This is a genomic window from Photorhabdus sp. RM323S (assembly GCF_042879375.1).
In the GTDB taxonomy this organism is placed as follows: Bacteria; Pseudomonadota; Gammaproteobacteria; order Enterobacterales; family Enterobacteriaceae; genus Photorhabdus; species Photorhabdus tasmaniensis.
The window spans coordinates 20,422-38,552 of record NZ_JBHFKZ010000012.1 but is presented as its reverse complement, the minus strand read 5'-3'; the positions used below and the strand labels follow the sequence as shown (position 1 = coordinate 38,552).

At 43.8% G+C, this 18,131-nt stretch carries 18 protein-coding genes and 1 pseudogene; 13 read left to right on the top strand and 6 right to left on the bottom strand.

Going from position 1 to position 18,131, the window contains the following annotated elements; all coding sequences use genetic code 11:
• Positions 1-92 precede the first annotated feature (92 nt).
• Both tctD and ACGF7G_RS07945 read left to right on the top strand, forming a co-directional pair.
• Positions 93-761: a transcriptional regulator TctD gene (tctD, locus tag ACGF7G_RS07950; RefSeq protein WP_133814895.1), complete on the top strand. Its 669-nt coding sequence runs from the start codon at positions 93-95 to the stop codon at positions 759-761.
• Entirely contained in the window at positions 758-2,179 is a 1,422-nt protein-coding gene (locus ACGF7G_RS07945) for a sensor histidine kinase N-terminal domain-containing protein (RefSeq protein WP_387464604.1), read from the top strand. The genes tctD and ACGF7G_RS07945 overlap by 4 nt, the downstream gene beginning before the upstream one ends.
• Here ACGF7G_RS07945 and ACGF7G_RS07940 read toward each other — a convergent pair.
• Positions 2,160-3,074, bottom strand: coding sequence for a DMT family transporter (locus tag ACGF7G_RS07940; RefSeq protein ID WP_387464602.1), 915 nt, complete (start codon positions 3,072-3,074; stop codon positions 2,160-2,162). The genes ACGF7G_RS07945 and ACGF7G_RS07940 overlap by 20 nt on opposite strands.
• A gap of 102 nt (positions 3,075-3,176) precedes the next feature.
• On the opposite strand from ACGF7G_RS07940, the gene ACGF7G_RS07935 reads away from it, so the two are divergent.
• The 11 genes from ACGF7G_RS07935 to ACGF7G_RS07885 all read left to right on the top strand — a co-directional run bounded on the left by ACGF7G_RS07935 (position 3,177) and on the right by ACGF7G_RS07885 (position 13,681).
• Positions 3,177-3,950 carry a helix-turn-helix domain-containing protein gene (locus ACGF7G_RS07935; RefSeq protein ID WP_133814898.1) on the top strand — a complete coding sequence of 258 codons (774 nt, stop codon included), beginning with the start codon at positions 3,177-3,179 and terminating at the stop codon, positions 3,948-3,950.
• 89 nt (positions 3,951-4,039) lie between these two features.
• A complete protein-coding gene (gene pdxB / locus ACGF7G_RS07930; RefSeq protein ID WP_133814899.1) occupies positions 4,040-5,167 on the top strand; it encodes a 4-phosphoerythronate dehydrogenase PdxB in 1,128 nt (375 codons plus the stop codon).
• A 52-nt stretch (positions 5,168-5,219) separates the two neighbouring features.
• Positions 5,220-6,230 (top strand): aspartate-semialdehyde dehydrogenase, encoded by a 1,011-nt coding sequence (locus tag ACGF7G_RS07925; protein WP_387464600.1) that lies wholly within the window; start codon positions 5,220-5,222, stop codon positions 6,228-6,230.
• Positions 6,231-6,271: 41 nt separating this feature from the next.
• Positions 6,272-7,066 (top strand): tRNA pseudouridine(38-40) synthase TruA, encoded by a 795-nt coding sequence (gene truA, locus ACGF7G_RS07920; protein ID WP_387464667.1) that lies wholly within the window; start codon positions 6,272-6,274, stop codon positions 7,064-7,066.
• 45 nt (positions 7,067-7,111) lie between these two features.
• Complete coding sequence (locus ACGF7G_RS07915) at positions 7,112-7,801, top strand: DedA family protein (protein WP_133814901.1); 690 nt, start codon at positions 7,112-7,114, stop codon at positions 7,799-7,801.
• Between the two features lie 101 nt (positions 7,802-7,902).
• The gene (gene accD, locus ACGF7G_RS07910) at positions 7,903-8,847 is read left to right on the top strand and encodes an acetyl-CoA carboxylase, carboxyltransferase subunit beta (protein ID WP_387464598.1); all 945 of its coding nucleotides are present in this window, start codon (positions 7,903-7,905) and stop codon (positions 8,845-8,847) included.
• Complete coding sequence (folC, locus tag ACGF7G_RS07905; RefSeq protein WP_133814903.1) at positions 8,840-10,141, top strand: bifunctional tetrahydrofolate synthase/dihydrofolate synthase; 1,302 nt, start codon at positions 8,840-8,842, stop codon at positions 10,139-10,141. The genes accD and folC overlap by 8 nt, the downstream gene beginning before the upstream one ends.
• Positions 10,131-10,808, top strand: a complete 678-nt coding sequence (gene dedD, locus ACGF7G_RS07900) for a cell division protein DedD (RefSeq protein WP_133814904.1) — start codon at positions 10,131-10,133, stop codon at positions 10,806-10,808. Before folC ends, dedD begins: the two co-directional genes overlap by 11 nt.
• Positions 10,809-11,010: 202 nt before the next feature.
• Entirely contained in the window at positions 11,011-11,517 is a 507-nt protein-coding gene (cvpA, locus tag ACGF7G_RS07895; protein ID WP_133814905.1) for a colicin V production protein, read from the top strand.
• A gap of 14 nt (positions 11,518-11,531) precedes the next feature.
• A complete protein-coding gene (gene purF, locus ACGF7G_RS07890) occupies positions 11,532-13,049 on the top strand; it encodes an amidophosphoribosyltransferase (RefSeq protein ID WP_133814906.1) in 1,518 nt (505 codons plus the stop codon).
• 47 nt (positions 13,050-13,096) lie between these two features.
• Positions 13,097-13,681, top strand: coding sequence for a UbiX family flavin prenyltransferase (locus tag ACGF7G_RS07885; protein WP_387464595.1), 585 nt, complete (start codon positions 13,097-13,099; stop codon positions 13,679-13,681).
• Here ACGF7G_RS07885 and ACGF7G_RS07880 read toward each other — a convergent pair.
• The 5 genes and pseudogenes from ACGF7G_RS07880 to ACGF7G_RS07860 all read right to left on the bottom strand — a co-directional run.
• Complete coding sequence (locus ACGF7G_RS07880; RefSeq protein ID WP_387464594.1) at positions 13,662-14,576, bottom strand: TIGR01777 family oxidoreductase; 915 nt, start codon at positions 14,574-14,576, stop codon at positions 13,662-13,664. The two genes, ACGF7G_RS07885 and ACGF7G_RS07880, sit on opposite strands and share 20 nt — an antisense overlap.
• Positions 14,577-14,702: 126 nt before the next feature.
• Positions 14,703-15,323, bottom strand: a complete 621-nt coding sequence (gene yfcG, locus ACGF7G_RS07875) for a GSH-dependent disulfide bond oxidoreductase (RefSeq protein ID WP_387464592.1) — start codon at positions 15,321-15,323, stop codon at positions 14,703-14,705.
• Positions 15,324-15,495: 172 nt separating this feature from the next.
• Complete coding sequence (locus ACGF7G_RS07870; protein ID WP_387464590.1) at positions 15,496-17,025, bottom strand: hypothetical protein; 1,530 nt, start codon at positions 17,023-17,025, stop codon at positions 15,496-15,498.
• A 58-nt stretch (positions 17,026-17,083) separates the two neighbouring features.
• Complete coding sequence (locus ACGF7G_RS07865; protein WP_133814911.1) at positions 17,084-17,494, bottom strand: type III secretion system chaperone; 411 nt, start codon at positions 17,492-17,494, stop codon at positions 17,084-17,086.
• A 167-nt stretch (positions 17,495-17,661) separates the two neighbouring features.
• Positions 17,662-17,766: pseudogene (locus tag ACGF7G_RS07860) on the bottom strand (IS6 family transposase); the annotation flags it as partial.
• Positions 17,767-18,131: the final 365 nt, after the last annotated feature.

Below are 18,131 nucleotides of genomic sequence, written 5' to 3'. Positions count from 1 at the left end.
TGTCCGGCTATTTTTCAGAATATTACAACAGTAATATAAATCGTAAAAATAGTTATGTTTGTAATTATATTAATCGATTAGATATTTAAAATATGCGCTTACTATTAGTGGAAGACCACCCTGAATTATTGCATTGGCTGCAAAAAGCACTGAGTAGTGCAGGGTTTGCTGTAGATGTTGCTGGTGATGGTATCGTTGCCGATCAATTATTGCAGACAGAAAATTATGCCTTGCTGATTCTGGATGTTTCTTTGCCAAGGCTGGATGGTCTTTCACTGTTAGTTCGTTTGCGTAAGCGGGGACAAAATCTGCCGGTATTATTGCTAACGGCTAAGGCCGATGTTGCTGATCGGGTGAAAGGGCTTAATTCCGGCGCTGATGATTATTTGACTAAACCTTTTGATTTACAGGAATTGGAGGCGCGTATTCGGGCATTACTTCGGCGTAGTGCAAATGTTTCACAGGAGACCCTGACATTTGGCTCCTTGGTTTATCAGGATGAAGGTTACTTTATTTTGAACGATGAACCACTGGCTTTGACACCGCGGGAACTCTCTGTTTTGACAACATTGTTCCATCGTCGGGGAAGGCCAGTTTCTAAACAACAACTCTTTGAGCAGGTATTTGCACTGTCAGATGAGGCAAATCCACAAAGTATTGAACTTTATGTACACCGGGTCCGAAAAAAATTATCGGGTAGTAGTGTCGGGATCAGCACATTACGGGGATTAGGTTATCGTCTGGAGTGCCAGAACAGATGAAATTATTCAAAGTGCCGAAATCATTGTTTCATCAGTTACTCTTGTTTTTTGGCGTTCCGCTATTTTTGCTCGGTAGTTTATCTGTTTATACCCATTATTTCAGTGCGAAAAATGCGGCCACATTGGCTTATGACCGTACTTTATTGGCATCAGCCCGAACGGTGGCAGAACGGCTGACAGTTGAGAATAAACAGTTAATTGTTGATGTGCCTTATGTGGTTCTGGATAGTTTTGAGCGAAATATGCATGATCGTCTGTTTTATCAGGTGTTATCTCCTGAAGGGAAAACAATTTCTGGTTATGACGATTTGCCGTTAATACCTGAATATACGCCGCGCTCCAATTTATACACTGCATTGGTCTATTTTTATGATGCGAAATATCACGGTCAGCCTATCCGGGTTGCCGCACTTTATCAGCCGATTAATGAAGGCGGCATGATGGGAATGGCGTTAATACTGGTTGCTGAAACAGTGGCTTCCCGTCATTATCTTGCTCAACAATTATTAATATCTTCTTTGCTGAGTCAGGGAGCCGTTGTCGGTCTGACACTGATCCTGGCTTATTTTCTGTTGAAACAATTACTCAAACCACTACATAAACTTTCTGGTGTTATGGTTCGTCGCCCTGCTAATGATCTTACTCCGTTACCGGATATGTTACCGTGGTCAGAACTTTCTCCGTTATTACATGCATTTAATCGCTATATAGAACGGCTGAAACTGATGGTTAGCCGGCAGAAAAGATTCAGTGCGGATGCTTCTCATCAACTCAGAACACCGTTAACGGTATTGAAAACCCAGGTGGCGGTCGCGCTTGCCAGCCAAGATCCTGAACAATGGAAAGAGAGTTTACGGGCTATTGATAGCACGTTGGATAATACGATTTCTCTGACAGACCGTTTATTACAACTCTCTCGTTTAAAAGCACATGAAAAGGAAGCAGTTCAAGATTATAAGCCGGTTAATTTAGTCGAATTATTACAACAGGCGTGTTTTTCTCGCTTTCAACAGGCTGAAAGTAAGTATATTGACTTGGGTTATGAAGGAGAAAATATTCAGTGGATAAAAGGCGAACCTGTATTACTAACAGAAATGTGCGCCAACTTATTAGACAATGCAATTAAATATACGCCAGAAGGTGGCGTTGTGACTGCCAGAGTTATTCTCAGCCCTTGTAAGACATATTGTTATTTGGAAGTGGATGACAGTGGGCCGGGGATTGCTAAAGAAGAAGTCAATTTGTCACTGATGGCTTTTAATCGTCTTGATAATGCTGCGGGGCATGAAGGGGCAGGACTGGGATTAGCTCTGGTAAAAGATATCAGTCTTTATCATGGTACTCATCCCCAATTATTGCCCAGTGAAACACTGGGCGGCTTATTAGTAAGAATTCCTTTCAGGCTTTCTGATGATTAATTTTCTGCGGTTCTTCTGTTTTACGGCCAAAAAGAGGAACACGTAATTGTTGTGCCAGTATGACCCCTAATAGTGTTATGCCGCCTCCGATCAGATGGTAACTGTGAATTTTTTCGTGCAGAACCAGAATAGCGATAATGGTTGTAAATATCGGCGTCAAATTCATAAATATGGCAGCAGTATTAGCACCAAGTTTTATGACACCTTGTATCCATAAATAAGGGGCAAGGATAGAAGCGGGAATACCGGCAAATAAGACTAACGAGATATTGTTGGCATTCAATTGAACATCGTTGGTCAACAGGAAATTTGGCAGTAATAGCAGGACACCAAAAGTAATCTGCACATACAGGGATTGCCAGTTTGGCAATGGAATAGACCAGTGTTTGGTTAATACGCCATAGAGTGCGTAGGAGGTGGAGGCAATCAACATCATCAATTCACCGCGGCCTAAACCGTGTTGCAACAATGATATAGGATCTCCGGTACTGATCAACCAGACTAAACCAAGCAGCGATATAACAGTACCAAGAGCAATACCAACAGTAGGGACAACACGTAAAACAAATATACTGATGACAACAGTCAAAAGCGGAATCAATGAGCTAAGAATTCCCATAAATGTTGCACTGATACTGTGTGCAGCGTAATAGGCCAGGCTTTGGTAAAGTACCATCCCAAGTGCGCCAAGAATTAATAACTTCCACCAGTATTGACGGATTGTTTTCCATTGGCGAATAACAGGCAGCGCAACAAAGGGAGTTAAGGTGAGAAAGGCCAGGAACCAGCGATAAAAAGAAATTGCTGCCGGATCAATCGCTGTGGCAGAGGCTTTACTCACCACGGCATTAATTGACCAAATCAGGACTGCCAGAAGCGGGAAAATCATATTCATATAGATGAGTCGCATTGAGATAAAAATGAGTGTTTAGTCTAATGGTGTCTGATTTATTATATATAACGATAATCAGACAATGGATAAGGCAATTGAGACAATATGACAGAAAAATTTCATACCCCTGTGAAAGTCATGGATATTCCGGCCAGTATTTCTTTCCGCAGCGAATTATTCAGTGCTGACACCGAGTGTTTACGTCATACCCATCCATTCGGGCAACTTATTTATGTCGTCTGTGGTGTAATGGCAATGAATGTTGGAGAACAACATTTTTTAGCGCCACCGCAATTTTGTGTCTGGATACCGGAAGGAATAGAGCATTCGGGATATAGTAGAAAAGCAATGCGATTCAGGGCAATAGATATCTCTCCTGAATGGGGGAAATTATTGCCGGATGCGCCTTGTATTATCCGACTTAGCTCAATATTCAATACGATTATGGCTGATTGTTTTGAACGTGAATTGAAAATACCGGAAACAGAACAGGATTTACGGCTGGCTCAAGTGTTGATTGATCAGCTAATGCAGTCTCCTGTTCAGCATACCTATCTGCCTTTCTCTAAAGATAAACTTTTGGCACCGATACTACAGGAACTTGAACGTAATCCGGCTGATAATACGTCATTGCTGCAATGGGCAAAACAGCGTTATACCTCGGAACGCACTTTGTCACGGCGTTGCCGGCAAGAATTAGGTATGTCATTTAGTGAGTGGCGGCAACGGTTGCGGTTTATCCATGCTATTTCTTTGTTGGAACAAGGGAAAACCGTTAATGAAGTCGCCTTTGATGTAGGTTACAGCTCATCTTCTGCTTTTATTGCGATGTTTCAGCAACTGGCGGGTACGACACCGGAGCGTTTCAGAAAAAGTTAATAACAAAAGAAACTGTCGTGATGGGTTTTGTTACGATTAAGTGGCAAAATAGCCGGCTACGTCCGTTTTATGCCATAGGATGGAATTAAGTGAAGATTCTGGTTGATGAAAATATGCCTTATGCTGAACAACTGTTTCAGCAATTAGGGGATGTACACGCTATTTCGGGGCGTCCGGTGCCGGAAGGTGCACTGGATAACGCGGATGCGTTTATGATTCGCTCGGTGACTAAAGTTAATGAAGAATTGCTGAAAGGCAGCACGGTAAAATTTATCGGTACGGCAACAGCGGGTACGGACCATGTGGATCAACAGTGGTTATCTCAAGTGGGAATCGGGTTTTCTGCTGCACCGGGATGCAATGCCATTGCTGTGGTTGAATATGTTTTCTCAGCATTAATGTTACTGGCTGAACGTGACAATTTTGAACTCAAAGATAAAGTTGTCGGGATCATTGGCGTCGGTAATGTCGGTAGCCGGCTGGCAGAACGGTTATCTACCCTTGGCATACGGACACTCTTATGTGATCCACCAAGAGCTGAAAGAGGTGATGCCGGCGAATTTTGGCCATTGGAAAAACTGGCTAAAGAGGCGGATATTCTGACATTCCATACGCCACTGAATACATCAGGCCCATATAAAACACTTCATCTTGCGGGGGCTGAATTATTATCGGCTTTGCCGGATAACCGCATATTGATTAACGCCAGCCGGGGGGAAGTTGTTGATAATCAGGCACTGCTTGCCGAGTTGAAACGTGGTAAAAAACTCAGTGTTGTGCTGGATGTTTGGGAACCAGAACCTGATTTATCCCTGCCATTACTGGAATTAGTTGATATAGGTACTCCGCACATCGCGGGTTATACCCTCGAAGGTAAAGCACGCGGCACCACACAGGTATTTGAGGCTTATTGTGAATTCCTTGGTCAACCCCGTAAAGTTGCCTTATCTGAGTTGTTGCCTGAGCCTGATTTCAACCGGGTCGCCTTGCATGGAAATGTGACTCAAAGCACACTAAAGCGACTGATACATTTAGTGTATGATGTGCGCCGCGATGATACCCCGTTACGGCAGGTTGCCGGTCAGAAAGGGCAATTCGATCTTCTGCGTAAAAACTATTTGGAACGTCGGGAATGGTCATCCCTGACCGTGTGCTGTGATAACCGAGAGAGTGCTGAATTGTTAGCCGCTCTTGGTTTCAGTACAGAACTGATTTAATTGGTGCAGGCATATATCTGCATGTCAGAAAGATAAGGTGGAGAAAACCAACATGTCGGAAGGATGGAATATTGCCCTGTTGGGTGCGACAGGCGCGGTAGGTGAAGCGATACTGGCGTTATTACAGGAGCGTCAGTTTCCCGTTGGTGAACTGTATCCTCTTGCCAGTGAACATAGTGCCGGTGAAAACCTGCGTTTTAATGGTAAAAGTTTAATTGTCCGTGATGTTGCTGATTTTGACTGGTCACAGGTACAACTCGCTTTTTTTGTGGCCGGAACAGAAGCCACGGCACAGTATGCTGAACAAGCGGCAGAAGCAGGTTGTCTGGTGCTCGATAGCAGCGGATTGTTTGCTTTGGAGCCGGATGTTCCTCTGGTTGTCCCGGGTGTGAATCCTCATGCGTTGGCGGATTATCGTAACCGTAATATTGTCGCCTTGGCAAATTGCATGACCAGCCAAGTGCTGACAGCGATTAAACCGCTGGTTGATGCCGCAGGAATTGCACGCTTACATTTGACTAATTTGCTCTCTGTTTCTGTTCACGGCAAAGCCGCAGTTGATGAATTAGCCGGGCAAAGCGCCCGCTTACTTAACGGTATCCCGCCGGAGCCCGGTCGTTTTAGCAAACAACTGGCATTTAATCTTTTACCGTTGCTGGCAGATACGGAAGGCTCGGTGCGTGAAGAGCGCTGTTTGGTGGATCAGGTGCGTAAAATTTTACAAGATGAGGGGCTACCCATTTCAGTCAGTTGCGTTCAGTCTTCGGCTTTTTATGGGAATGCTCAGGTCGTCCATTTGGAAACATTGCGTCCGGTTGGTGTGGAAGAAGCTCGCGAAGAGTTAGAGCGGATGGTTGATATTAACGTTTCAGATGAAAGTGATTATCCGACTCAGGTGACTGACGCGTCTGGTAATGATTTGTTGAGTATTGGCTGTCTGCGCAATGATTATGGTATGCCGGAAGTATTACAATTTTGGTCTGTGGCCGACAATATCCGGTTTGGTGGCGCGCTGATGGCGGTTGAGACAGCAGAAAAACTGATTCAGGGGCAATTTTACTGATGCCTGGTACAGAACAAACAGCATCTGTGCCAGGTTCAAAAATGAAAATTGCATTGGGAATTGAGTACGATGGCCGCCGGTATTATGGTTGGCAGCGTCAGCAGGAAGTGAAAAGTGTTCAGGGGTGCCTTGAGGAAGCGTTATCAAAAGTCGCCAATGAGCCCATATCGGTATTTTGTGCCGGCCGGACTGATGCTGGAGTACATGCAACAGGGCAAGTCGTTCATTTTGAAACGTCTGCACAACGTAAGGATGCGGCGTGGACAATGGGGGTGAACGCACATTTACCGCCGGATATTGCTGTTCGTTGGGTGAAAGCCGTGGATGAGGATTTCCATGCTCGTTTCAGCGCGACTGCCCGGCGGTATCGTTATATTATTTTTAATCATCGTTATCGTCCGGCAGTACTGGCAAGTGGCGTGACACATTTTCATTATCCATTGGATGAAAAACGGATGCATCAGGCCGCGCAGTGTTTGCTGGGGGAAAATGATTTTACCTCTTTCCGTGCGGTTCAGTGCCAATCCAAAACACCCTGGCGTAATGTGATGCATATTAATGTCAACCGTTACGGGCATTATGTTGTGATGGATATTAAAGCCAACGCTTTTGTGCATCATATGGTGCGTAATATTGTCGGTAGTTTGATGGAAATTGGTTGTGGGAATCAGGATATTAACTGGATGGCTCAATTGCTTGCTGTAAAAGACCGGACGAAAGCCGCTGCGACGGCGAAAGCGGCAGGATTATATCTGGTGGCCGTTGATTACCCTGCACAGTTTGATTTGCCGGGACCGGTTATGGGGCCTCTGTTTCTGGCCGATGATCTGATTTAACATTTTGGTTGCCGACAAGGATGGTTGGGTATAACGGGGAATATTATGGAATATCTATCACATTTCGTTGATTTTGCTAAATTTATTATTGATTTTATTCTCCATGTTGACATTCATTTAGCCAAACTTGTCGCAGAATATGGTCATTGGGTGTATGGCATTCTGTTCCTGATTCTGTTTTGTGAAACAGGATTAGTGGTTACGCCATTTCTGCCGGGAGATTCTCTGCTATTTGTTGCGGGTGCTTTAGCGGCGTTGGATTCAAATGATCTGAATGTGCATATCATGGTGGTGTTGATGATTATTGCGGCCATTATTGGCGATGCGGTGAACTATGCTATTGGCCGTGTCTTTGGCGAAAGATTATTTTCCAATCCGGATTCGAAAATTTTCCGCCGGAGTTATCTGGATAAAACACATGAGTTTTATGAAAAACATGGTGGGAAAGCCATTATTTTAGCGCGATTTGTACCAATTATCAGAACATTTGCACCATTCGTTGCAGGCATGGGGAAAATGTCTTATCGTCATTTTGCTGCTTATAACGTGATTGGCGCACTGGTTTGGGTACTATTATTCACCTATGCTGGTTATATATTCGGTGATATGTCAATGGTACAACAGAATTTGAAACTATTGATTGTTGCTATCATCTTTATCTCAATCCTGCCCGGAGTGATTGAAATCTGGCGTCACCGCCGTGCGGTGATGAAACAGAAAACCAATAACCCGTAACAGGTTTGAGCAGTTTTTTATCCACACTGTAATAGCATTGTGGTTTAATGGCACACATAACAAAACTGGCATAAGCCAGATTCAGACGGAAAGATCATTCAATGAGCTGGATTGAAAAAATTCTTAATAAAAGCAACATTACCCAAACTCGTAAGGCAAATATCCCAGAGGGAGTTTGGACTAAATGTGATAGTTGCAGTCAGGTGCTCTACCGTGCTGAGTTAGAGCGCAATCTTGAGGTTTGCCCTAAATGTGATCATCACATGCGTATTTCGGCGCGTACCCGGTTGGAGACTCTTCTTGATGAAGGGATGAAAACTGAATTAGGGGAGGAGTTAGAGCCAAAAGATATTCTGAAATTCCGTGATTCTAAAAAGTATAAAGACCGTATATCGGCAGCACAAAAGCAAACTGAAGAGAAAGATGCACTGATCGTGATGAAAGGCACGTTGAGTGGTATGCCGGTTGTTGTTGCTGCTTTTGAATTTGCGTTTATGGGTGGCTCAATGGCTTCGGTTGTTGGTGCCCGTTTTGTTCGCGCGGTAGAACAGGCACTGGAAGACAATTGTCCTCTGGTCTGTTTTTCTTCCAGTGGCGGTGCCCGTATGCAAGAAGCGCTGATGTCACTGATGCAGATGGCGAAAACCAGTGCTGCTTTGGCAAAAATGCAGGAACGGGGTTTGCCTTATATCTCTGTGATGACTGACCCGACAATGGGCGGTGTTTCAGCGAGTTTGGCAATGTTAGGTGATATCAATATTGCTGAACCGAAGGCATTGATTGGTTTTGCCGGTCCACGTGTTATTGAGCAGACAGTACGCGAGAAATTGCCGCCAGGTTTCCAACGCAGTGAGTTTTTGCTGGAAAAGGGGGCGATTGACATGATTGTTCGTCGTCCTGAAATACGAGACACACTTGCCAGTTTGCTTGCTAAACTGACTCATCAGCCGCAGCCCGGTACTAAACCCGTTGTTGCTGAATTTGTGGCAGAACCCGCTGATGTTGAGGCGGATATTCAAATAAATACCAATAAAGAAGATGTCTGATACTTTACAAATTCTTCAAGCCACGTCGTCACTGACGACGTGGCTTTCCTACCTTGAAAACCTGCATACTAAAGCCATTGATATGGGGCTTGAGCGTGTAGGTAAACTCGCTCGAACCTTGGATCTGGTTAATCCTGCACCTAAGGTGATAACTGTATCCGGCACTAATGGTAAAGGCACCACCTGTTGCACTATCGAATCTGTTCTGCTGGCGGCTGGGCTGAGAGTGGGTGTTTACAGCTCTCCGCATCTTGTACGTTATACTGAAAGAGTTCGTATTCAGGGTAAAGAGTTACCTGAACAGGAATTCTGTCGTGTATTTGCGGACATTGAATCCCGTCGTGGTGGTATTTCACTGACTTATTTTGAATATGGCACATTAGCGGCTCTGCAATTGTTTAAACAAGCTGGCTTGGATGTGGTCATCTTAGAAGTTGGCTTAGGTGGGCGGCTGGATGCGACTAATATTGTGGATGCCGATATTGCAGCCGTTACCAGTATTGCACTCGATCACATTGACTGGTTAGGAGCTGATCGCGAACATATTGGTCGTGAGAAAGCGGGTATTTTCCGCAAAGATCGTTTTGCCGTGGTTGGTGAACCGGATATGCCATCTTCTATTGCGGAAGTCGCGGATGAATTAGGGGCCAGGTTGTTCCGCTGTGGTATTGACTGGCGCTTTTCTCAACAGGGGAAAGATTGGTACTGGCAATCTGATGATATGCTATTTAGTAATCTGCCTTTGCCAAATGTTCCTCTGATGAATGCCGCAACCGCAATGGGTGTTATTTGTTGCCTGTTACGACAAGGTGGTAAAGTTGGTCAGGCTATTAATGAAAATGCTATCCATCAGGGGCTGAAAAATGCGCAGCTGCCTGGGCGTTTCCAAATAATTCATGAAAAAAAGCCATTGTTGATCCTGGACGTGGCGCATAACCCACATGCAGCGGCTTATCTGGTACAGAAATTAGCCCTGTTGCCCCGTCAACCGGGCAGCAAAATTCTTGGTGTAGTGGGTATGCTTGGTGATAAAGATATTGCCGGCACACTGGCTTGCCTGTCACAGCAAATTAATGAGTGGTATTGCGCTCCGTTGACTGAACTGCGTGGTGCAGATGCACAGGCATTGGTTGAGCATCTTAAACAGCCACGGGTATTTACTGATGTGGAAAGTGCCTGGTATCAGGCAATGGCAGATGCTGATGACCAAGATATTGTTGTCGTTTGTGGTTCATTCCACACAGTGGCGCATGTCATGGAGGCTCTGGACAGGGAGAAGCGAAGTGGCAAGTAAATTTCAAAATCGTTTGGTCGGCACAATTGTATTGGTCGCACTGGGTGTTATTGTGCTGCCAGCATTGTTGGATGGCAACAAGAAATATAACGAAGATAAGTTTGCATCAATTCCCCTGGTTCCGAAGCCTGGGGATGAGCAAGAAATTGAATCTATTCCTCTCCTTAATTCGCCAATATTATCAATGCCTCTGGAAGATGAGACAGAGGCATTGCTGCCGGAAACACTGGAGCAGCCGGAAATACCCTTGATGACAGTTCCGTCGTCACCCGCACCGATAACGCCTCCTGCTGTTCAGCCAGAAGTCAAACTTCAACCACAGATTAAGCCTGAACAAAAACTGGACGTTAAGCAGCCAGTACCGACTAAACCAGAGATTAAACCGGGGCCGAAGCCTGAAATTAAATCCGTTGAAAAAGCGCCGCAAGGGCAAGCATATATCGTACAACTGGGTGCTTTGAAAAACGCTGGAAAGGTGGATGAAATCGTTGCCAGACTGCGGTTGTCGGGTTATCAGGTCTATACGGTACCTTCATCTCCGGTGAATGGGCAGTTAACCCGAATATATGTCGGTCCGAATGTTTCTAAACAACAACTCGACTCGGCGTTATCAGAACTGAAAAATCTGACAGGATTACAAGGGCAAGTAAGAAGCTATAGACCGTAATAAAGCTGACGATGCCTATGTGACGAATAGGATAATTGTGATGAAATTAAGTAGTAAATATTAAGTGACCGCGGCGATAATGAGTTTCCTATATCGCCGCTAACTATTTTCAGTAGAATAGGAAATCTGCTACGCAAACGTTTTCGTTTTCTGTTAGAATGCGCCTGAAACGGATGCCGAGCGTCTATTTTGGAATTAAAACATGGTTTGGATTGATTACGTTATTATTGCCATTATTGGCTTCTCGGCATTGGTTAGCCTGATTCGTGGGTTTATTCGTGAGGCGTTGTCACTGGTCACCTGGGGATGTGCTTTCTTTGTAGCAAGCCACTTCTACTCTTACTTAGCGGTCTATTTTACCCGTTTTGAAGATGAACTGGTGCGTAACGGAATCGCCATTGCGCTTCTATTTATTGCGACTTTGATTGTCGGTTCCGTGGTGAACTATGTGATAGGTTCTCTTGTGCAACGGACTGGATTGTCTGGTACTGATCGGGTACTTGGGGTCTGCTTTGGGGCATTGCGTGGTGTGCTGATTGTCGCTGCTATTCTGTTTTTTCTGGATACATTCACACCATTGCCGCAAAGTGATGACTGGAAGCAATCACAATTGATCCCACAATTCAGTCATATCATCAGGTGGTTCTTTGACTACCTGCAAAATGCGTCAAGTTTCCTGCCGGAGAAATATACCTCTCCGCTTGGCTGATGAGGAAAAACTACATGTGCGGTATTGTTGGTATCGTCGGTTTTACACCGGTTAACCAGTCGATTTATGATGCGTTGACGGTGCTTCAGCACCGTGGGCAAGATGCTGCTGGCATTGCTACTATTGATGGTAACAATGGGTTTCGTTTACGCAAAGCCAACGGCTTAGTGAGAGATGTGTTTGAAACCCGGCATATGCTACGTTTACAGGGAACGATTGGGATTGGTCATGTTCGCTATCCGACGGCGGGCAGCTCCAGTGCATCGGAAGCCCAGCCGTTTTATGTTAACTCTCCATTTGGTATTACATTGACACACAATGGTAATTTGACGAATGCGCATGAATTAAAAAGAATGTTGTTTGAAAATGCCCGTCGCCATGTGAATACCACGTCAGATTCCGAGATTTTGCTCAATGTTTTTGCTAATGAATTGGATCGTTTCCAGTATTATCCGTTGGAACCTGACAATATTTTTGCTGCGATAGCGGCAATGCATAAACAGGTTCGTGGCGCTTATGCCTGTATTGCGATGATTATCGGTCATGGGTTAGTTGCTTTCCGTGATCCGCACGGCATTCGTCCGTTGGTGTTAGGCAAGCGTACTCTGAATGATGGCCGTAATGAATATATGGTCGCTTCTGAAAGTGTTGCATTGGATACGTTGGGTTTTGAATTCCTGCGAGATGTTGCATCGGGTGAAGCGGTTTATATCACTGAGAAGGGCCAGTTATTTACCCGCCAGTGCGCTGAAAATCCTTCTTTGACTCCTTGTTTGTTTGAATTTGTCTATTTTGCCCGTCCAGACTCCTTTATTGATAAAGTTTCGGTTTATAACGCCCGTGTGCGGATGGGGCATAAGCTGGGGACGAAAATTGCCCATGAGTGGGAAGATCTGCATATTGATGTGGTTATTCCTATTCCTGAAACTTCCTGCGATATTGCTCTGGAAATTGCCCGTATACTGGGTAAACCCTACCGTCAGGGGTTTGTGAAAAACCGTTATGTTGGCCGGACATTTATTATGCCGGGTCAACAGGAGCGCCGAAAATCAGTCCGCCGTAAACTGAATGCCAATCGTGCCGAGTTCCGCGATAAAAATGTGCTGCTGGTGGATGATTCTATTGTTCGCGGTACAACATCAGAACAAATTGTTGAAATGGCTCGTGAAGCGGGAGCGAAGAGGGTTTATTTTGCTTCAGCGGCCCCGGAAGTGCGTTTCCCAAATGTTTATGGCATTGATATGCCAAATGCAAATGAATTGATCGCTCATGGACGTGAAGTTGATGAAATTCGCCAGCTCATTGGTGCAGATGCGTTGATATTCCAGGATTTGACAGATCTGATTGATGCCGTTCGTGAAGAAAACCCGGATATTGAAGAGTTTGAATGTTCAGTATTCAATGGCATTTATGTTACCAAAGACATTGACCAGACTTATCTCTATTATCTGGAAAATCTGCGTAAAGATGATGAAATGACATTGAATAATCAGAACGAAATCGAAGATCTGGATATCTATAATGAAGGTTGATGACCTTCGGATTTAAAATCGCTGTCCAGTGTCAGCTCGAGGAAAAAATGAAAAGATTGATCGTGGGGCTTACAGGGGCAAGTGGGGCTGTTTATGGCGTCAGGCTACTGCAAGTTTTACAGCCAGTTGAAGGCGTAGAAACACATCTGGTCATCAGTCAGTCCGCTCGCCAGACACTGGCGCTTGAAACAGATTATAGTTTACGGGATGTGCAGGCGCTGGCTGATGTTGTGTATGACAACAGAGATATAGCCGCTGCTATCTCTTCCGGTTCGTTCAAAACTTCGGGTATGGTCGTTTTGCCATGTTCAATGAAAACCCTTTCAGGGATTGTTCACAGCTATACCGATGGATTAGTGACCAGAGCGGCAGATGTTGTATTGAAAGAAGGCCGTAAGTTGGTGCTTGGTGTGAGAGAAACGCCATTGCATTTAGGGCATCTCAGGTTGATGACTCAGGCGGCCGAAATAGGTGCGGTGATTATGCCGCCAGTGCCTGCATTTTATCATCGGCCTGAACAGATTCAGGATATTATTGACCAAACGGTTAATCGGGTGCTCGATCAGTTTGATATCGAGCTACCTCATGATCTGTTTACCCGTTGGCAAGGCGCTAAAGGTGTTGAGATTTAGTGTTTAGCAGGTCTTCAAAAGCTTCCTTTAGCTGAAAATAGCGGAAGCCAAAACCTGCTTGTTCCAGTTTATGCGGTATTGCCTGCTGTCCTCCTAGTACCAGTGCCGCAGCTTCTCCCATGAATAATTTCAGCACAAAAGCCGGTATGCGGATAATTGCAGGGCGGTTCAATACTTCTCCGAGTGTTGCGGCAAACTGATCATTGTGTACCGGATAAGGGGCGGTGATATTAAAAGGACCGCTCAAACCGGGCGTCATCAACAGGTAATAGATGGCATTCACCATATCATCAATATGGATCCAGGGCAGATACTGCTTTCCGCTACCCATAGGTCCACCCAGCCCAAGACGGAAAAGTGGTAACATTTTTTTCAGTGCTCCGCCGTTTTTTGCCAATACAACGCCGGTACGCAAAAAACAAACACGGGTTTTATCACTGGCAGCTTGTAACGCAAGTTGTTCCCACCGTTTACAGAGTTGATGAGTAAATTCATCATTGGGTGGCTCATGTTCTGTCACAACTGCCTGATTTTGATCGCCGTAATAGCCCACCGCAGAGCCGGAAATAAATACTTCTGGTGGTGTCTGACTGGCATTAATTAACTTGCTGAGTTGTTCTGTTAGTGTCCAGCGGCTTTGGCACAGCTTTTCTTTTTGCGCTGAAGTCCACGGTTTATTTGCTATGGGTTCGCCAGCAAGATTAATAACGGCATCAAAATCATTGAGGTCCGTTTTATCTTTCAAAGTGGTCCAGCATTCAGCTTGTTTACTGAACAGAGAGTACACTTTTTGCGGTGAGCGGCTCAGAATGGTAATGGAATGGGATAGGGAAAGAAGCTGGCAAACCAGACGGCTACCAATCAAGCCTGTTCCTCCGGTGATTAAAATATGCATAACCACTCCTATAACCTAAGTTCATATAGAAACTATAGCAGGGATATCAAGGCTGATGATTTAAAATACAACTATCTGTTAGCCGGATCAAGTTTTGCGGGGAAATAGTTACCCCGCAAACAGGTATCAGGCTTTGCTGTAGGCTATTTGGGTAGTGCGGCGTTGGCTAATAGTATCAAACCATTTTTTCACTGCCGGGTAATCGCTCAGATCAATATTTTGACGCTCATAGGCACGAACCCACGGATAAGTTGAGATATCAGCGATACTGTATTCCTGACCACCCAGATAGGGTGTTTTTTCCAATTGAGTATTCAGAACCTTATACAAGCGTTTTGTTTCTTCTTGATAACGATTAATCGCGTAAGGGACTTTCTCAGGCGCAAAGTGACTAAAATGGTGATTTTGTCCCAGCATTGGGCCAAAGCCACCAATTTGCCAAAACAGCCATTGCAGGCTTTGAATACGTTCACGCACATTTTTGCTGAGTAACTTACCCGTTTTTTCTGCCAGATAAGTCAAAATGGCACCGGATTCAAAAATGGTGACAGGTTTACCGCCATCAGCGGGTTGCTGATCAACAATAGCCGGAATTTTATTGTTAGGAGAAATTGCAAGAAATTCAGGTTTAAATTGATCTCCCGCACCAATATCAATTCGGTAAATATTGTAAGGAAGGCCTGCTTCTTCAAGAAAAAGCGTGATTTTGTGACCATTTGGTGTTGGGGCATAATACAGGTCGATCATAGAACCTCCAGTGGGACATGAAATTGTATTACATATTACATTACCTTAGATCTATCCAAGAATAGCTAATTCAGACTTTTTGCTAATTCCCGCACTGGCTGGCGATCATCCGTATTGCCGGGGGTGAGTTTAACCGACAACAACTCCCCCGGTCATCAATCAAAAAGAATAGTTATCTGGAATTCGCTCTTATACTGCCATCTGCGTTAACCGCTGCCCGACTTCCGCCGTACAGATCTTTATTGAAAGTAGAGTAATCTGTACGGACATCTTCACGATTTTCCAATTCTGCCAATATTTCCTGGCTGGATATGCTAAATCCCTTGGCATATATAGGAGAAGAGAAGGGTTCGGTATAGAGATTCAATCCCCATTGAGATTCTAAACCGTGGTTAGCTGCCCCTAAATTAACTTCAATCATAGAATGATGATTATCATCAACCAGATAACCGGTTGCCAGCCATCGGGTTAGCTCTTTCATTTCCCGTTCCCCGCGTTGAATTGACTGCTCCGGTGATTCTCCATGAGTAGGCGTACCTAAAGAGAGATCATTTTTCAGCCCCGTACCTAATAGTCTGGCCGCAGTAATAAAACGATCCGTGGTGCCTGAAGGTGCAGCGACAGTTGGCAAATTATGTAAGGCTGCATCCTTAGAAAATCCTGTATTTTCTTTCACATTCCAGACAGCAAAACCATTACCACGTTGTACTATAATGTTTTCCTTCGCTAATTCTTGATGTGCTTTGATGGGTTCTGACCGACCAAATTGATAGTCGGTTCTGTCCAGCCGGTTGCGAGGGTTTAAACGGGCAAACGCCAACTCCCGATTGGTCAGACGATTATCGGCCTCAAGTGAAGCGGCAGATGACCAGACATTATCCTTATCAGGAGCCGGTGTTCTGAAATCATTTTGGACTTTTGTCAGGCTGTTGCCAGCCAGCGCTGGATTACTGGTAACTTCTTTCCCTTTTTCCTGTTTTGTCACCTGATATAATTCGGGATTTTCAGAGGCACTCAATTTATTTTCATTTTTAAATGTGTAGAGAGCCAACTGATCAGGTAAGGGATTTTCTTTAGTGGCACCACGGGCAGGTGCAAAGTTTTTACTTTCCAGGTAACCAATATCAATTATATCCTTGAATTCTGATTTCAATTCAGGTGATGAATAAATTTTCTCCAGAGTATCCCGGAAATAAGCTGAATTGGTAAGATCATAGTAAGCCGTGGCTTTCTCCCTCAATGTTAGAGGTTCTGTATTTGCCCTATCAGGTCTAACATCGCTTTGCTGTGCTTCGCTAATGATTCGAGTAAATCCACCCGCACCAAGCTGACCTAAAATACTAAACCCGGGTTTATCTCCGGTATAGGCATTAAGCATTTTGGTGATTGCGGTTAACTCATTACCCTCTACCCGAACAAAAAGTTTTACTAAGTTGGACAAGAGAGAATCAACCGTTTTATGAGCGGCGGTGCTTTCGCTGGCTAAACGGGAAATATTAGCTTCAACTTGTTTATTGGTCACGACGGATTTTTCATTCCATCGTGTGATAACCGAGGTTGGCGCTGTAAGTGGATTATCAATGGTATTATTTAGTAATGGCTCGCAGCAATGACAAGTTTTATCTGTTGAAGCCGCTTGATGCAACTCATTATGATTAATATCAATCCTGGTATCAGCTCTCTGTATTGAAAAGTGTGGCATACTTTTTCTCCATTATTTTTTATGTGAGCCCATTGAGTTTACTTTCTAAAAAAATAGGTCAAACGAAAATATCGTGGGTTGAAGCTGAAGTGGTCTGCTTAATTTCTGGTAAAGGGAGTTCAGCTCTTATTTTTTGAAGATTTCCCAAAATATTAACTAAATCAGTAGAATCGATTCGTGTTATATCTTGAAGCAAACAGAGACGAATAGTTCGCGTTGGCTGATGTAATGCGATCCATGCTCCTCCAAGTATATTGATATTACTGTTTAATGAGAGCCAAAATTCTGCATCATTATCCACAAACGAAGTGATTGTATGATGGAAAGTCAGCATAGATCCTGTTGAATCCACCTCTAACCACCAAGAGCCATAATCACCAATATTCAATTGCACTGCGCCCGTAGAAAGATTCAACATAATGTTGGTTTGAGCGGCAAAATCTGCACATAATTTTTCTAATTTGGACATCAATAAATCTCATAAAAATAATTGAATACGACTAAAATATTGTCCAAATTATGTGGTTGTAGTACAGGATCGTCTATCAAAAACAGACGATGATATTGTAAAAATTAATCAGATAAATTGGTTCTGTTGTGTTAACAAAACAATACCATCTTTTATGAAGAACCGGAGCGGGATAAGGTGGTGTGGTCAACCTTATCGCCGCGTTGGGCTATGGTTTCCCCAAATCCTCGTAGATTGAGTGAATAGGCCAGGTACTGAAAGAACCAATGAACTGCATATTTTTTGAATAATGTTTAAATGGAAATATATTCTAAATAATTGGTATGATATTTATATCAATAATAAATTGTTAGTATCTTACCATTAGGTTTTTATTGTTATTTTGATTTTAAATAAATGGAATGTTTTTATTATTTGGTTCATTTAAATAAAATTTAACTATTCATCATGACAGTTAGAGTGATAAATGTTTTTACATGTTATTCAATATGTTGTTTTTTCCTATGATGGAAATAAATTTTTGTTAAGTGAGTTAATGCTAGGATTTTTATTTTGTAGGTTTAATGTTTATTAGGCGAAGTAATTAAATAAATTGAATTTTTCCTGCTTTCTCATTTTTTGCCCTGTGGTTTTTCAT

Bases quoted from the DNA above. Each gene is read 5' to 3' on its own strand.
- tctD (WP_133814895.1), top strand. From the start codon at position 93: ATGCGCTTACTATTAGTGGAAGACCACCCTGAATTATTGCATTGGCTG.
- ACGF7G_RS07945 (WP_387464604.1), top strand. From the start codon at position 758: ATGAAATTATTCAAAGTGCCGAAATCATTGTTTCATCAGTTACTCTTG.
- ACGF7G_RS07940 (WP_387464602.1), bottom strand. From the start codon at position 3,074: ATGAATATGATTTTCCCGCTTCTGGCAGTCCTGATTTGGTCAATTAAT.
- ACGF7G_RS07935 (WP_133814898.1), top strand. From the start codon at position 3,177: ATGACAGAAAAATTTCATACCCCTGTGAAAGTCATGGATATTCCGGCC.
- ACGF7G_RS07925 (WP_387464600.1), top strand. From the start codon at position 5,220: ATGTCGGAAGGATGGAATATTGCCCTGTTGGGTGCGACAGGCGCGGTA.
- truA (WP_387464667.1), top strand. From the start codon at position 6,272: ATGAAAATTGCATTGGGAATTGAGTACGATGGCCGCCGGTATTATGGT.
- ACGF7G_RS07915 (WP_133814901.1), top strand. From the start codon at position 7,112: ATGGAATATCTATCACATTTCGTTGATTTTGCTAAATTTATTATTGAT.
- accD (WP_387464598.1), top strand. From the start codon at position 7,903: ATGAGCTGGATTGAAAAAATTCTTAATAAAAGCAACATTACCCAAACT.
- folC (WP_133814903.1), top strand. From the start codon at position 8,840: ATGTCTGATACTTTACAAATTCTTCAAGCCACGTCGTCACTGACGACG.
- cvpA (WP_133814905.1), top strand. From the start codon at position 11,011: ATGGTTTGGATTGATTACGTTATTATTGCCATTATTGGCTTCTCGGCA.
- purF (WP_133814906.1), top strand. From the start codon at position 11,532: ATGTGCGGTATTGTTGGTATCGTCGGTTTTACACCGGTTAACCAGTCG.
- ACGF7G_RS07885 (WP_387464595.1), top strand. From the start codon at position 13,097: ATGAAAAGATTGATCGTGGGGCTTACAGGGGCAAGTGGGGCTGTTTAT.
- ACGF7G_RS07880 (WP_387464594.1), bottom strand. From the start codon at position 14,576: ATGCATATTTTAATCACCGGAGGAACAGGCTTGATTGGTAGCCGTCTG.
- yfcG (WP_387464592.1), bottom strand. From the start codon at position 15,323: ATGATCGACCTGTATTATGCCCCAACACCAAATGGTCACAAAATCACG.
- ACGF7G_RS07870 (WP_387464590.1), bottom strand. From the start codon at position 17,025: ATGCCACACTTTTCAATACAGAGAGCTGATACCAGGATTGATATTAAT.
- ACGF7G_RS07865 (WP_133814911.1), bottom strand. From the start codon at position 17,494: ATGTCCAAATTAGAAAAATTATGTGCAGATTTTGCCGCTCAAACCAAC.